Annotated in this window: 15 protein-coding genes; 10 read left to right on the top strand and 5 right to left on the bottom strand. The window is 40.7% G+C overall.

Going from position 1 to position 15294, the window contains the following annotated elements:
• Positions 1 to 914 precede the first annotated feature (914 nt).
• The 3 genes from LU361_RS04780 to LU361_RS04770 all read left to right on the top strand — a co-directional run bounded on the left by LU361_RS04780 (position 915) and on the right by LU361_RS04770 (position 5171).
• A complete protein-coding gene (locus LU361_RS04780) occupies positions 915 to 2165 on the top strand; it encodes a hypothetical protein (RefSeq protein WP_233087471.1) in 1251 nt (416 codons plus the stop codon).
• A gap of 25 nt (positions 2166 to 2190) precedes the next feature.
• Complete coding sequence (locus LU361_RS04775) at positions 2191 to 3207, top strand: DUF6976 family protein (protein WP_233087469.1); 1017 nt, start codon at positions 2191 to 2193, stop codon at positions 3205 to 3207.
• A gap of 158 nt (positions 3208 to 3365) precedes the next feature.
• The gene (locus tag LU361_RS04770) at positions 3366 to 5171 is read left to right on the top strand and encodes a DNA recombination protein RmuC (RefSeq protein WP_233087467.1); all 1806 of its coding nucleotides are present in this window, start codon (positions 3366 to 3368) and stop codon (positions 5169 to 5171) included.
• 12 nt (positions 5172 to 5183) lie between these two features.
• On the opposite strand, the gene LU361_RS04765 is transcribed toward LU361_RS04770, so the two are convergent.
• Together LU361_RS04765 and LU361_RS04760 are read right to left on the bottom strand one after the other, a co-directional pair.
• Positions 5184 to 5651, bottom strand: coding sequence for an RES family NAD+ phosphorylase (locus tag LU361_RS04765; RefSeq protein WP_233087465.1), 468 nt, complete (start codon positions 5649 to 5651; stop codon positions 5184 to 5186).
• Between the two features lie 2 nt (positions 5652 to 5653).
• Positions 5654 to 6178, bottom strand: coding sequence for an Xre family toxin-antitoxin system antitoxin (locus LU361_RS04760; protein ID WP_233087463.1), 525 nt, complete (start codon positions 6176 to 6178; stop codon positions 5654 to 5656).
• Positions 6179 to 6635: 457 nt separating this feature from the next.
• Here LU361_RS04760 and LU361_RS04755 point away from each other — a divergent pair, with 457 nt between their 5' ends.
• From LU361_RS04755 to LU361_RS04740, 4 genes are all read left to right on the top strand, one after another.
• Positions 6636 to 7088 carry a hypothetical protein gene (locus tag LU361_RS04755; protein ID WP_233087461.1) on the top strand — a complete coding sequence of 151 codons (453 nt, stop codon included), beginning with the start codon at positions 6636 to 6638 and terminating at the stop codon, positions 7086 to 7088.
• Positions 7089 to 7505: 417 nt separating this feature from the next.
• Complete coding sequence (locus LU361_RS04750; RefSeq protein ID WP_233087459.1) at positions 7506 to 7808, top strand: DUF6172 family protein; 303 nt, start codon at positions 7506 to 7508, stop codon at positions 7806 to 7808.
• Between the two features lie 2 nt (positions 7809 to 7810).
• A complete protein-coding gene (locus LU361_RS20285) occupies positions 7811 to 8278 on the top strand; it encodes a YehS family protein (protein WP_350338000.1) in 468 nt (155 codons plus the stop codon).
• A gap of 31 nt (positions 8279 to 8309) precedes the next feature.
• A complete protein-coding gene (locus LU361_RS04740) occupies positions 8310 to 8558 on the top strand; it encodes an RNA recognition motif domain-containing protein (protein ID WP_233087455.1) in 249 nt (82 codons plus the stop codon).
• An 85-nt stretch (positions 8559 to 8643) separates the two neighbouring features.
• On the opposite strand, the gene LU361_RS04735 is transcribed toward LU361_RS04740, so the two are convergent.
• Positions 8644 to 9540: an ADP-ribosylglycohydrolase family protein gene (locus LU361_RS04735; protein WP_233087453.1), complete on the bottom strand. Its 897-nt coding sequence runs from the start codon at positions 9538 to 9540 to the stop codon at positions 8644 to 8646.
• A gap of 267 nt (positions 9541 to 9807) precedes the next feature.
• On the opposite strand from LU361_RS04735, the gene LU361_RS04730 reads away from it, so the two are divergent.
• Entirely contained in the window at positions 9808 to 10275 is a 468-nt protein-coding gene (locus LU361_RS04730) for an SRPBCC family protein (protein ID WP_233087444.1), read from the top strand.
• Positions 10276 to 10338: 63 nt separating this feature from the next.
• Here the strand turns inward: LU361_RS04730 and LU361_RS04725 are convergent, their stop codons facing one another.
• Entirely contained in the window at positions 10339 to 11961 is a 1623-nt protein-coding gene (locus tag LU361_RS04725; RefSeq protein ID WP_233087442.1) for a methyl-accepting chemotaxis protein, read from the bottom strand.
• Positions 11962 to 12334: 373 nt separating this feature from the next.
• Here LU361_RS04725 and LU361_RS04720 point away from each other — a divergent pair, with 373 nt between their 5' ends.
• Together LU361_RS04720 and LU361_RS04715 are read left to right on the top strand one after the other, a co-directional pair.
• Positions 12335 to 13222 carry an alpha/beta hydrolase gene (locus tag LU361_RS04720; protein WP_233087440.1) on the top strand — a complete coding sequence of 296 codons (888 nt, stop codon included), beginning with the start codon at positions 12335 to 12337 and terminating at the stop codon, positions 13220 to 13222.
• Between the two features lie 85 nt (positions 13223 to 13307).
• Positions 13308 to 14105, top strand: coding sequence for a glycosyltransferase family 25 protein (locus LU361_RS04715; protein WP_233087438.1), 798 nt, complete (start codon positions 13308 to 13310; stop codon positions 14103 to 14105).
• 98 nt (positions 14106 to 14203) lie between these two features.
• On the opposite strand, the gene LU361_RS04710 is transcribed toward LU361_RS04715, so the two are convergent.
• Entirely contained in the window at positions 14204 to 15262 is a 1059-nt protein-coding gene (locus LU361_RS04710; protein ID WP_233087436.1) for an ELM1/GtrOC1 family putative glycosyltransferase, read from the bottom strand.
• Between the last annotated feature and the right edge of the window lie 32 nt (positions 15263 to 15294).

Genomic DNA, 15294 nt, shown 5'->3' with positions numbered 1-15294 from the left:
AGGAATTTTTTATCGACGTATTTAGTGCAGTCATCCTAATTTGGTAGCTGCCTACCTATTTAATCAGAGGCCATTAATGGTTTGTTTTTGTATTGTTATTTTTCCCGAATGGATATCTCACATTTTTTGTGACGTTTTTTATTTTTCATGGCCAATAAAACATACTCGATTTTGTCTCAGCCAAACTTAAAAAAAATTGCTGCCTGTGTCTCATTTTTTAAATAAGTTTCTATATTTTACATTTATTTTGGCAATAGTTTTGATTAATTTATTCAACAGATTTCTAAAAAAAAAGATTTATCAATAAAACGACACTATTTTACGGTGTTAATTATTGATCAATTAGTTGAGCAATTATTCTTACCTTCAAACAAATCCTGTCGTTTTACTCTTTTGTTCACCTGTGAATTCAAATTGTCGCTTAAAACTACACTTTTGTTATTTTTGGCGTACATATTCTAAATTTAATTTTTTATGTCTAATAAGGTGACTATTTTATGGATTTAAACGTAGGGTTTTTCAAGAAATCGACATCGAGGTTATGAACAAACACTTATTAGTCGAAAGTGAATACTTTATTCTGATTTTTATGTCATTTGTTCACGAATTTGATTTTAGATAAAAATTCCACTTTCCATAATTATTTATTCCTTTTTAATGAATAAATAGAGCATTAAAAATATTTATTGAAGTTCCTGTTTGTCTGGTTAGTTAGGCTCTAAATAGCGTCATTTCACTCAATTGCAAAATCACAACATATCTGGTCTTATGGCTACGTAAACTAAAAACTGAAACTTTTAGGTTTAATAAGCATATAAATTTTGTTGTCGAACAGACCTAAATAAATTCAGAGCGGCGTTTTAAAACACGCTACTTCTTAATTATCACTTCCACACTTTTTCTAGGGGTACTGTATGGACCGAAAGGATTTCCGAGACCTTGAGCTAGCTCTAGGAATTCAAGCACCGTGGTTTATCAAATTTGCTCGCTTTAATGAAGGCGACAAATGTTATGACGTGGTGTTAGATACTGGAGACAAAAATCTGTTATCGACCTTTTTTTCCACGGCAAAAAAAGTTGATGACTCCGATTTAGTCACTGGCCGTTGGCGATACATGAATGTGGGTATTTACCCGGTTTATGTACACGCAAATGTGCCGAAAACAATTTCTACTGAGAACGGACACATCAGTCGAGAAATTATTTCCCGCATGGCTTTTCTAGGCGATACGACGAGAAACTACTCGAATTTTTTACGACAGCAAGTGGCCTTAGCGCAGGCTAAAAATATCGATCAACAAAGTATCGCTAACTTTTTAGGCGTAAACGACAACACTGTGCAAGTCATTGTTGAGGATTTGCGTCGCAGTGATGTTAAAGTCCAACGTTTAGCGCTTATCCCAACAGAGGTGGATAAAATTTGGGAGCAGCTGATACGTAACCATCATTCATTGCGTACCCAGGTGCTGCCGCTGAAATTCTTGTTGTCTCGTTTGAGTCTTGCTGCTGCAAAAGTCACCGATCCCAGCAAACTGTATAACTTAACCATTGAACTTCGAAAGTTTTTTATTGAGAATCATGTACAGTTAGAAGTTGAGATTGAACAAATTTGCGGCGTTAATACCGATCATCTGCGTCAACAAGTTCGCCAAAATGCGGTTAAACAAAAGCTCGTTTTACCGTCGGTGAGAAGCTCTGTCTGGATTGATTTATTAACCGGCAAGGTGAATTTAAATTCCGGCAGCGTGCCATTGAATCTGTTGATTTCTAAACAGCGCAACGTTTTTGTTCAAGGCAACACCGATAACGAAAAGCTGCAAGCCATCGAAACCATTCGACAGTATTTCAAAAAGAATTACCGCACGTTAATTCAAGAGCTAACACTGCTGAATAAATCGATGAAAAATGTATCGACTTCGGAAATTTTATTGCCAGAAGTGGATCATAAAGTGTGGCAGAAAATTATCGAAGACGAGAATTTTATTCCAAGCGAACACATGGCTTATCGTTTGTTGCTTGCAAAACTTCGTGCACAAGTAATGACCAAACCTGATCCGGTCATTAAATTGCAAGCTGCGCGTCGTATAAGAGATTTCCTAGGTCAAAATAGAAAGTCCATGCGTCAGGAAGTTGGTGTGCTGATGAAGCAAATGGCTGCCGTTTAAGAAAATTTTATAGATGGAGATTTAGATGTCTGGAGAAGGATTGGTAACGTTTTCCAATAAAATGGCAACCAAAGAAGAAGTAATTGAGCTGATTTCAGCTGGCGAGTATTTAGTCATTTCCGGTGACGAAGCTGTGCTCGATGGTTTACCTTCAGGTAATTGGATAGCAGGCACCATTCCTTATTTTATGGCGCATGATGGCGGTCGTGTTGATCAAACCATGTTGCATGTCAACATCATCAGTGGATTTGCCGCCAGCGCCAGACCCCATCTGACATTGTACGATGTCAATTCCGTTTCTCGCATCGCGACCGAAGCACCGGAGCACGGTTTTACCATTTTATTGCTTCCCGGTGAGTCAGAGGTACATACCGAGTACGCCCAGAATGCACCTGATTACGCCAACATGTATTTTTCTCCTATCATTGGTTGGGTGAGTGGTTTCCCCATTGATGAAATTGGTGAGCGCACCGCTAAAGTTGGTTTTGGTCCCGCCAGCGGTATGTTGAGTAACAACCACGCTGTAGCCATTCATGTGCAATTGCCCGAAGAGCAAACCGCACAAATTAAAACCGTGAATTTATTCGAGCAAGGCGACGGCCCGGCTATCACCTTTAAGCAAACAGGCTTTGAAGTGACCAGTTGCGAGGTCAACGGACAGAGTTGGAACTTCGCCGAATACGTGACCGAAAACCACATCGATGTGCGCTGGCCATTGGTGGCAGACTACGCCGGTGTATTGGTCAATGTCGCAATTTTAGATGTGAGCCGCGAAGATGCTAAGTTTTACGCGCCAGTATTCCCCGACATCGAATATAAATTCGCAAAGCCAGTTGATGATTACATTGCCAAATTCGACAAGGCGCTGTCACAGGCCGATATGAGTAACATTGGCTTTTCGTGCAACAGCCTGTTGAACTTGCTGTACTGCGATTTAGAAGGCAAGAAAACCGGTGATATTACCGGGCCTATGGCGTTTGGTGAAATTGCCTACCAAAACCTAACGCAAACACTGGTCTATCTAACACTCGATACGCTCTAATGTTTAAAACTGGCGAGTGTTAACGAACTAGCCTTCACAGTATTTATCCAAGAGTTATAAGCCAGCGTAATGCTGGCTTTTTCGTTTTTAGCCATGACCGCTTTCTATATGTTTTAATGGGTGTCTAATTTGTCTTTTAAAACACAGGTTCAAGTTACATGGTTGAAAATACCGGTGGGTTGCCACTCGAAGTTGTTGTTATTTTTACCGCCTTCATAGCTATTGCCGTTGGCTATTTGCTTGCTCTGGTTATCATGCGCCCTAAACTGGCAACTGCACAATCTCAGCTAGAAAATCTTACCCAAGAAGCCGCGCTGCAAAAACAAACGCTTGTCGAGCGTGAGCAACAGCTGAAAGTTGCAGAAGATAAACATCACGCGTTAGAAGTGACCAATACCGAGTTATCCACAAAAAATCATTCTCTCGCAGAAGTGCTCGCGGAAACTCGTAACAAATTAAGTGCCACCGAGTCATTAAAAACTCAATTAGAATCGCAAAAACACACGGCCCAAACCGCGTTGGAAGCAGTAAAAGTAGAATTAATCGAAAATCAAAAAGCACAGAATGTATTAAAGGAACAATCGTCAGAGCTAACCAACAGTCTACAACTGCAGTTAGCCGAAAATAAAAAACAACAAACTAATATTTCGCAGTTAGCTGAGCAAAAACGAGCCGCAGAAGTAACGGCTGAACAAAACGGAAAACGTCTTGCAGAAGCTCAAGCTCGAATTAACGAATTGTCAGAAAAACTAGAACAGGTTTCGAGCAGCTACGTAACCTTGCAGAAAAGTTATCAACAGCTAGAAACCAGTCTTGAAGAGCGCGATAAAAACTACCAAGAGCAAATCAAAAACTTCGAATCGCAAAAGCAAGCACTGGCCAAAGAATTTGAAAATATCGCCAATAAAATTTTTGAAGAAAAAGGTAAGAGTTTTTCTCAAACCAGCCAGGCCAATATTAATTTGCTGTTAAAACCCTTTCGAGATCAAATTGATTCATTCCAAAAACGTGTCAATGAAGTGCACGAGCAATCCATTAAAGGCACAACCAATCTGAACGCAGAAATTAAAAAAGTGCTGGAAATTGGCCTTAAAATGAGTGACGAGGCCAGTAACTTAACCACTGCCTTAAAAGGCGATTCTCAGCAGCGTGGTGCCTGGGGTGAAGCGCAGCTTGAACGTACGCTGGAAATGAGTGGCTTAATTGAAGACGCGCATTTTGAAAAACAGTCCTCTTTTAAAGATTTAGAAGGTAAATCCAAGCAGACCGATTACTTAGTTAAATTGCCTGACGATAAACACATTATTATCGACAGCAAAGTGTCTCTCATTGCTTATGATCGAGCTATTTCAGCAGAGACGCCAGAAACACAAACAGTGTTTATGCAAGATCACGTAAAAGCCGTTAAAAAACACATTGATGATTTAGCATCAAAAGACTACACCAATTTAATTGGAATGCGCAGCCCAAGTTTTGTATTAATGTTTATGCCCATTGAACCGGCCTACATCGATGCGTTAAAAACCAATAAAGACTTATTTTCTTACGGTTACAATCGCGGTGTGGTTTTGGTTTCTCACACCACATTAATTCCGATTTTAAGAACCGTGGCCAATTTGTGGATGTTGGAAAAAAGCAACGTTGAAGCCCGAGAAATCAGTGAAAAAGCGGGCGACATCTTCAATCAAGTTTGTATTATTGCTGAGCGCTTGCACAAGCTTGGTGGCAGCTTGGGAACGGTGAGTAATCATTACAATAACACGGTGAAAGCGCTGGCTGGACAGCAAGGTTTGTATGGAAAAGTGGAGCGTTTTAAAACCATTTCTAGCAAGGTGAGCAAATCACTGGTCAATCTAGAAACCAATCATCTAGATTTCGAATCCGAAAAACTCAGCTTAATTGCTGAGCCGGTTATTGAGCAGGAATCAGAAAATTCTGATTCCACAACCGAAAGAAATTCTTAATTCGAGGCTCTTTTATTTAATAATTCGAGGGTCAAAATCAAATGGACGAATACTACCAAAAGTCACTTCGTCCATGTGCGGATGGCTTGGATTTAATAAATAATTGTACTCGCCAATCACCGCAACGCTTGGAACTTGCAAAATTAACGAGCTTCTTTCATGAACCCAATAATCGCCGATGTATTGGGTTTCTGGCACCATGGTTTCTTCTGCCCAATCTCCGGGTAAATCGTCCAAAGCGATGTGAGCAATATGGTCTTCATCGAATCGTACATCCAACAAATGGAATTTACGGAGAATGTCTGAGCGACCCAAATGCACAAGTAATTCCATCGCCGCTTGGGCAATGCTAGAGCCTAAATAAACAACGCGCGTTCCCTTACTGTTCCATCGTCCTCCGTATAAAAATGCGCCCTCACCAGACATCATTTGTACGGCATTATTCGAAAATTCTGGAGCTGCAATGCGCCAAGCGCTCACCGTCAACTAAATACCCCGTGTCGTATTCGTCCAATTAAATCCTCCACATCCCGCGCACCCATCTCGGTACTGGCATGTTGAATGGGAGTTTCATTATCGAATATCTCTAGGGGGGTTCTCAACCAGTTTATTGCCGCTTCATTGTCGCCTTGCATCATGGCAACAGCCGAGTCTTTGAGGCGCGCAAGACGGGCAACCCGGTCGGATTCGTCGGTATTGAGCGTGCCGGCCTTCTGGCGGCGAGCGAGTGTAGAGGTTGGAATAGAAAGAATGGACGAGAGTTCTTTACGGTTGCTGTGTAATTCTTGTTCAAGCAAAGGTATGCAGCCGAAATTAAACCCTTTGCGGATGCTAGAAAGCATCTCCCTGTGATTGCCTGAACTCACCCCGGTAACCCTTGGCAACAGCAATCCTGTGGATAAGTTGACATCAGCCGGTTGGCCACGGGTAAGCGCGCTAGCAACCGTTTGATTTGAGCTTGCTTTACCTTTTTTAGGCACCGCAATTGGACGATTCTGAAAAGCCATTAAAGACTGCCATTTGGTGATTGTTAATATTCCATATGGTGATCATAGCGCGCAATCAGATGGCTTTCAAGGTTGAATTTTGTACAGTTGTTCCAGGCACGTTGAATTTACGTAACTGCCTTAAGTTTGTTTAAAACTCGTAGATTTTATTACGACGTGTATTAAATGACTGCAATTCCTATCGTTAAATCTAACTCAATGAGAAAAACTGAAATCTGATTATTTGTTAAAAATATCAGTATAAAAACTTCTAACACTTTAGTTTAAAAAACAAATTAATTGTCATTAAAAACTATCACTTCAGTGGATCAAAAAATTCTAATTTGAGTTATTTTTCAAAAAAATTAACGACTTCAGAGTGATTTTCTGTAGAGTTACAGGGTAATCAGCGAGTGTTCTATGAAATGACCGAATAAAGCCTTATTTGGCATTTCTAAAATTATAATGTGAGGTTGTCATGCCTGAATATAGTGATGAAAAACTATTCTTTAAAAAATTAACAAGCTATTTATCGAATTATGGATTTAATAAGCTTGAAGAGGAGCATAGTAACCTCTTTTCTGTGATTACTTATCGAGCTGAAGCTGGAATTTACCTTAAGGTTGATGTGGAATATCTGGATCAACTGATAATAATGAATATTGGTAATAGATATTGTTATAAAGGCAATACAGACCAATGTTATATCAAGGGGAATTACGAAAAAGTATTAAATATGTTGAACATTGAGTACTCAACGGATTGCATGAAAATCAATCGCCATAAGAGTTGGAAAAGTTTTGAAAGTAATTTTTTTGACTTCTTAAATAACACTTTTCCTATAGTTACAAATAGCATTAATGATGAACTTCTGACTCTTATCGATGAATCTGGAGTACAACTTTCATCGGATTTTATTAAATCTAAGTGATGTATTTAACGAAAGTTGATATAGCAATGTTATCTCTACCTTTCATGTTCGCACGTTTTACCCACTCTACTTTTCCAGAAATTTATGCCAATTTAGATTTTGGAGGAATTGATTTTAAAATCTGATCTCCAAAAAAAAATGAGTAATCAAAAAAGTAATCTTATTGTTATTCCTATGATTGGTAATATTTATCTGTTTATCTTGCTCACTATTACATCTAACTAATATCGATTCTAAAAACAGGCCTGCCTCATGATAGAAAGCGGGTCTAACCCTGCTGTGATGGTTATTTCAAACTTTAAGTGTTCGTACAAATGTTAGACTATTCTATAAGTGATAGCGGATTCTGGTTAAACGCATTACACTGCCCGCCATCAGACATTTCGGCAGCTGTAGCTGCTCACTTTTAGGATTTCAATGAAAAAGACCTTCAACTTAGTCCATCCCAAAATCAAGGTGCCCCGTGTTGTCGATTCGGTAAAGCACGATATAAGAAAATTTCTAAAAAAATCCCGCAGTAAGCCTTTGCCTCCTGGCGCTACCTATTGGGGATTTGATTGCAAATTCGGCCAGTCTGAGGAGACCGCAGTCAGCGTAAAGCCATCCTCTATAATAGCGGGAATTGATGACCTTGTTGCCAACAATATTATGACTATTTATGTCGATATCACCCCAAAAGCGATTACGCGTGATAATACGTCTTCAATACAGGAGGGTTAGTCATTAACAATAACGATGTCTTACACCGAGTGCGTTATATTTTTGATTACAGTGATCAGGTGATGTTGTCTATCTTTCAGCAAGGCGGCTATGAATCCAATCAGTCAGAATTGCTTACGTGGTTGAAACGTGAAGAAGAGCCTGGTTTTGTCGCCTGCAAAGATATTGAATTAGCGCGTTTTCTTAATGGTTTGATCATTAATAATCGCGGAGCAAAAGATGGTGTTATTCCTGAGCCTGAAACCGTCTTGAATAACAATATCATCTTGCGAAAACTAAAAATCGCATTAGATTTACAGGCCGACGATCTATTAGCCATACTTAAGCTTGTTAACGTTGAGCCGAGTAAGCATGAACTTAGCGCTTTGTTTCGTCGCGCCGATCATAAAAATTATCGACAATGCCAAGACCAGTTGTTCCGTCAGTTTTTAAATGGGATGGAAAAACGTTACCGACAAGGTCAGGTGTAAGTATTTATCGATACAGTTTATTTGGAATAAAATGAAAATATTAGTACGTAATTTAGATCGAACAACAACGGAAGAAGAATTGAGACATTTATTTGAAGAGTTCGGTACCGTTCGATCTTGCAATCTGGTGATGGATAAAGAGACTGGCGCTTCCAAAGGGTTTGGTTTTGTAGAAATCCCAAAACCTGGCGAAGCCAAAGCAGCCATAAAAACCCTAAATAATAAAATAGTGGGTGAGAATAAAATACGCGTTAAAAAGGCTGAAGCTAAAAAGCCCTAATATAATTGGCGGTAAGATTATAAATACTTCCTCTAACTTCTAATGAAAAGTAAAGGAAGTGTTTATATGTTTGCCTAGATGGGTTTTAACGTCGTGCAAACAATTTTTCCGCCAACTCCAATACTTGTGTCCCGCCTTCAATTAATTCAGTTTGATTCAATAAAGAATGGCAGCCATTCGCAGCTCCCCAAATGGCGCCTGCCATTGCGCAAATGGTGTCTACGTCCCCGCCGAGTTTGAAGATGGATTGAAGCATGGCTTCAAAGTTGCTCTTGCGAAATTTTAAGGCAAAGTAAATAGCGGTGATGCTGGATTCGTGGGCGGCCATTCCATTGCCTAATGTTGATTTTACGGTTTTGGTATTGATGTCGGATTGATTGATTAAATCAGCGCAGGTTTTTATTTTCTTTTTATAGATGTCAGTGTCACTGTATAGCAATAAATCTTCAATGATTTTATTGTTACTTGAATTCAGCAACGCGTGTTGTGTTGTCAGTGCAACCAGCTTAGCGCCTTCTATTCCTAAAGGGTGGGAGTGAGTAATTTCAGCACTTTTGACAACATTGTCTAACATGTCTGAAACATTATTTGGAAAGCATAAAGCTAAGATTGGAGCCCGCATTGCAGCGCCATTGCCAAAAGAGCCTAATTTGAATTTCTTTGTGTTAGCTTCGCGCCAATGAACCCCTTTTTTGATGAGTGTTAAAAGCTTAGCCGCAGAAGGACCGTAACCTCGAGACCATTGGTAGCTCTCGGCGAAGGTAAGCGCTAGATGATCCTGATTAATTGCGTTGTGTTTTAAGAAAGAAGCGGCTATATCAATCGACATTTGTGTATCGTCGGTGTATCTAAGTTTACCGTCTTTGGTTTTGCCGATGGATTTCCACAATAATCGCTCTAACGGTCCGCCTTCGTAAGGAGCACCTAAGGTGTCTCCAAGTGCCAGCCCCAAAAAACATCCCTGGTATTGATCAATATGCATGACGTGTGCGCTTTCATTGAGTAGTTTAAATAAATTACCCAAATTAGCCCGGATAGTTCCTTTGTCGTTAAGCCCTCACCGGTGAAGTTATTGATACGTGATGTCTATTCACGTTGTTTAAAGCTTCGACAACTTCGATAGGTTAATTCGGTCGACTAAGTATTGTCCAAAACTCAGCCTTTGGGACCAATCCTATAGAATTATAGACACATAATAACCATCTATATAAATTTAGAGTGGTTACTAAAACTATAAAATGGTGCTTCTATGAAAAAGTTGGTGTTGGCAGCGGTCGCTGCTGTGTGTATGGCTTCTTCTGCTTTCGCAAGTGAGTGGATTGAGGTAAAAAAATCGGTTGTTTTGGATGCGAAGCCTTCGGCTGTGTGGGCGTTGGTTGGTTCTTTTAATGGTATCGAGCGCTGGCACCCAGCGGTAAAAGAAAGTCGTCAAATGGGCGATGTTCGTGCACTGTATTTGGGCGACGGTGGCGTTATTTTCGATCAGCTTTTAGAAGCAAAAGAAGCCGAGCATTCTTACCGTTACATTGTCATCAGTGCACCGTTACCGATTCAGGATTACGAAGGCGTAGTTGAAGTGAAATCTCGCGGTAAGAAGAGTGAAGTGGTTTGGCGTTCACGCTTCCAGGCCAACGGTGTGACCGACACCGAAGCCTTTGAATTAGTCAGTGGTATTTACCAAGCTGGTATGGACGAGTTGGCAAAAATCTACAACTAATTTTTCTGTGTAATTCTGCCGTATAACCTTTATTGTGTAACCTGGGTGCAACGCCCAGGTTATTTAAAGTGCGGTAAAGCCAGAGCGCAAACCTCCCCAATGACGACCTTTCACATAAATCGGAACACTGAAATCATGCATGATTTCTCCGGTATCACGTTTGTAAGTTTGCACTAAAAACGGTTTTACATTCGATCCGCAACGCGAACCTGTGCGATCCTTAAAAATGCGTTTGGTGCGATTGTTGGCAAGGTCGGTATTGTAATCCCCAGTTAATGGTTTCGAAAATTTTGTGTTGTGCGTGGGAAAATAACCGTTGTTGTCCACAGCTCCGCAATAAATAATAAAGGGTAATTGGGAAAGAATCGGCTCCTGAACTGCGGGCAAGACTTGGTCGGTAAATTTATCAAACCGAGTGCTGTATTTGGTTGGATTCGTATTGGCGATGGGCTGGTAGTTGCGATCAAACAAATCTTCCATCGAGATTACACCGCTATCAATAGAGCGTTCAAAAACGGCTTGAATTTCTGTGGCGGCGGCTTGCAACGTGTTGTACAAATCTTTCCATTGTCCTTCAAACGAACTCGCTCCTTGCAAGTCGTAAATGACTTCCGATTTATCCGCCAGTTGAAGCGACTCCGTAGCAATTAATTCAATGTCGGCTGCTGTGCTTTCTAAACCGCCCGCTAACGATGAAATCGAAGTAATAATATTGCTTTGATAATCTCGACTTTCTCTGGATTGTTCCCCCGTTTTGCTGATACGTGAATCAATATCTTCGGCGTAAGAGAGAATGTCCTGCAATTGGCGATCGACAACCTGAATGGTTTCAACACCTTTTTCTACGCCGACCACGACCGATTGCATTGCGTCGCTGGTCAACTTGGTGTCTTTGTTGATCTCCAGTGCCATGTCTCGAATTTGATTGGTGGAGTCCGCCGTGCGATTGGCCAGATTCCTTACTTCTTCGGCCACCACAGCAAAGCCGCGTCCCATTTCACCAGCGCGAGCGGCTTCAATGGCTGCATTTAGTGCAAGCAAATTGGTTTGGTCGGCAATGTCACTGATCACTTTAGCAATGTTGGATATATCGGAAGCGCGGGTTTCGAGCTGTTCAATTAAATTCGCAGTTTTACGAACCTCTGCGCCAGTATTGTTCATTTCTTCATTGGCATTGCGTATGGATTCTCGCCCGGTTTGACAAGCAGAGTGAGTCAGCTGAGAAGTTTCTTCTAATGTAGTGATACTTGCTGCCGAATCATCAATGATACGGGTCACCGCCATGGAGTTTTCATTAATTTCTCGGGTTTCCCTGACTTGCGAATCAACTCTGGCTTTTAGCACGTCTGCCGCATGAGATACTTCCGCGGCGGCAATGGCAATGGAGTTACAGCACTTAGAAATACCGCTGGCTTTATCTTTGCTAATTGAACCCAGGCGATCAATGCTGTCACTTGTGAGTTTTACGTTATTGAGATTAATATCCAAATCAGAACAGTGCGCTAATTTTGTGAGCATTTGCTCAAGAGGTTTTATCACATGATGAACGTAATAAAATGCAACGATAAGCGCAATTATGGCAGGTACTATACTGCCCCAAATGCCGAATAGCCAGAATCCGGCAAATGCAGCGCATAAACTCAGAAATGGAACAACAATGAAGGCTGTTATTTTATTTTTTAACATTGATAACGCTCTGACATTGAGTAAAAACCGGTGTGCGTTATTGCGCAGAATGGAACAAGCTAACACGACTGCTTGGCACTATTGATGACTCACGGCATGTCATCTTGAATGGAGACCAACGATATTATTTTTAGCAACACTACGCGTGATTTACCAGCTTATACGGATTTTTATCTCATCAATTTATTGAATTCCTGTACCGGCCGAAAAATTGTATGAGTAACTCACAAAAATTCGTGCGTGGCTTTGTCTAGGAATTAGTAAATACAACGGCCGAGGTCATAAAAAGTTGAGTGTTAATGCCATCATTATTCAATGAATAAGAATATGGTATAAATAAAACAATTGTTTTTTTCGGGGTGTGATTTTTAAGATGTATCGATTTATAGTTAAAAATGTATTACGGCCAGTTATTGCGTTGCTGGGTTCAATACTATTTGGTTTAACACTGTTTGGCTCAACACTCGCTTATAGCGAAGAAACGCTGTTGCTCAATGAATCCACCGAAGCAACATGGAATGCTTCCAAGGCAAAATCGCCTCAAGCGTGTGTACTTATGATTCACGGTTGGGTGTCGTCAATGGACGAAGTTGGCGGCATGTTTAAACGTTTGGCTCAGCAATTGGCAGAAAACAACATCGCCTCTATTCGGGTTAACGTACGTGGGGAAAGCGAGCGGGAGCGCTCCCAATACCGACTGACCAGTACCTTTCAATCTCGAATAGAAGACGCGCAGCGCGGGTACGATTACCTAACTCGCCAGTGCCCCGATAAACCCATCGGCGTGGTCGGTTTCAGTTTGGGTGGTGCAACGGCAATAGCTCTGGCCGGAAATATCAACAACAGCATCAACAGTTTGGTGTTGTGGTCCTCTGCGGTAAACCCCAGCGAAATATTTACCAATATAAAACCGCAAAAAAATATTCGGGATATCATCGAAGAAGGTGAAGGAATTTTTAACGAATTTACCGATATTACCGTTACCAAACAGCATTATTTAGGTATGCAGGGATACGAGCCTCTAAAAACATTGCATCACTATTCGGGAGAATTACTGACCGTCAGAGGCACCGAAGATTTTGTTCCCATGCACGACCTCAATATCGTCAATTCTTCATCTTCCAACCACGCCGAAGTTCGATTAATCAAAGGCGCCAATCATATATTTAATACCTTCGATACCAACAGCCATTCCGATGAGCAAGTTATTGATTATTCTGAGCAATGGTTTGTTAGTAGCTTGCTGACTAACAACAAATAAGTAACAGTCGGTCAAAAACTGAGTCGCAAAACTGACATAAAAAAATACTAGAGTCGATGACTCAGTTTTTTACACGAACTCTGTTATGTCGATTAACGCATGGATTATCAGTCTTGAGCCTTATACAGAAGAAGCGAAAACGTTACAGGCGTATTTGCGTGATGAAGGCATAAACGCGGCGATTAAAACTGGCGTTGATGGTCGTCAAGGAATGCCTAAAACAAAATCAGGTGAGACCTTATCGCAAACACAATCATTAGTTAATCGTCGCGTAGAGCTAACGCCGTCCGAAGTAGGGTGTTATTTATCCCATTACCGCCTGGTTAAAGAAGCTTACGAACAAGGGTTGGAGCACATTTGTATCTTTGAAAGTGACGTGCTACCCGAAGACGACTTGGGCCGTGTGATTAAATCTGTCGTTGCCATGGAATCTAAATTTCATTTTGTACGACTGATGAATTTAAAAATGCGTCGGCGTAAAGCGATTAAAGCTATTTCAGATAAGCACACCATTACTCGCCTTGTGCGCGGTGGTTTAGGTACCCAAGGTTATATTGTTAACCGAGAAGGTATGCGCAGAATTCTAACAAAAGGGGCCGAGATATCACTGCCTATTGATGGCTTCTACGACAGCTTTTTCTTAATGGGGCTCAATTGTTATTGCGTTGAACCACACGTTATTTATGAGGTAGGAGAGCACAGCACGATAAAAAAATCGTCAGCTAAAAAAGTTGATCAACGTTTATCAATTCGTCTGGCTTGGTATTTTACCAAAATCTATAAAAGCCTGTTACGCCGGTACGATTTTATCGTGAATGTGGCAGAGTATTTTCCGGCAAAAAAGCAAACCAAGGATATCGGCAGAAGCTTTAGAATGCGCTAGTGTTCTTTATGTTAATTAAACGCTTCTAAAGCACTTTCGGATCAAAAAATTTTCGAATTAAAAGCACATTCAGATCAAAATAGTTTATCAATAAAAACCTATTGCGCAGTGATTTCTTCTTCCATAAACACAGGAGTACGCACGTGATTAGCTTTAATCACCCGTTGTTTTGTCTGCTGGTAGATATCTTCCAAATGCGCGTCGTAAGATTTTTCCGGTGCAAATTGGGTAGGTTGGTAAGTGGATAACTTGTGTATCTCTATCGGGTCGATTAAACCAATCGACGTCATTCTATCAATTGCTTTTCGATGAATTCCTTGGTTTGACGTTTTCTCTGGTTTCACCGAAATAACCGGTTTCGCCAGTGATACAGACTCTGACAACATAGAGAGACTGTCTTCCGTACAGAAAATACGCTCGCTGGCACCGACTATTGACTTTATGCAAGAGTTTTCGCCGGAATTATAAAAACAAACATCAGACGTGGTTTCGTGGGTTAAATATTTTCTAAGAATAATTTCGGCAATAACATCGGTTCTTCGAGAAGTGGTTACCAACCATTTAATTCCGTATCGATAACTCAATTCTGCCATTGAGCGACCCAAATGATGAAAGTCATCCTCAGTGTATTCGTACCCGCTTCCGTTACCGCCAATCAACATAGCCCAATGACGAGTGTTGGAATATTTACTATTTAACTGTTTGCCTAAGCTCAAACATTCTTTTCGAGAAATACCAGAAAGAGCAACAAAACTGGCGATGTTTTTTGAATGATTCTCTTCGCCGAACATTGTAATCTGAGCATCGAAAAACTGGCTCGGTATCGAATAGCAATTTCCAATAACAATATTGTTAGCTTTCCAATAATTTCTGAGAGCGACATTAAGTGCTATAACATTGCCACCAAACGATACAATTAAATCTGGTCGCGCTTTAGGAATATCAGCCCGATACGCTTGTTTAACAATCCAGGTTATTATTGAATGGTCAATTACGCTCAGTCGTCTTAGTAATCGATTAAGTAATTTAATTTCAGGCTTAGCAATTAAGTGATCAATACTAACTGTTTGCGCTGTTCGAGCGGCGATTAAATTGGCTAGACCAAGTGATTGCGATAGGTGACCTGGCTTGCCATCGTAAATAATGAGAATACGCATTTAATTAAACCGGATCGTTTTAATAACAAGGG

Source organism: Sessilibacter corallicola, assembly GCF_021290925.1.
GTDB classification, from domain to species: Bacteria; Pseudomonadota; Gammaproteobacteria; order Pseudomonadales; family Cellvibrionaceae; genus Sessilibacter; species Sessilibacter corallicola.
This window is presented reverse-complemented; position numbering and strand designations above follow the sequence as displayed.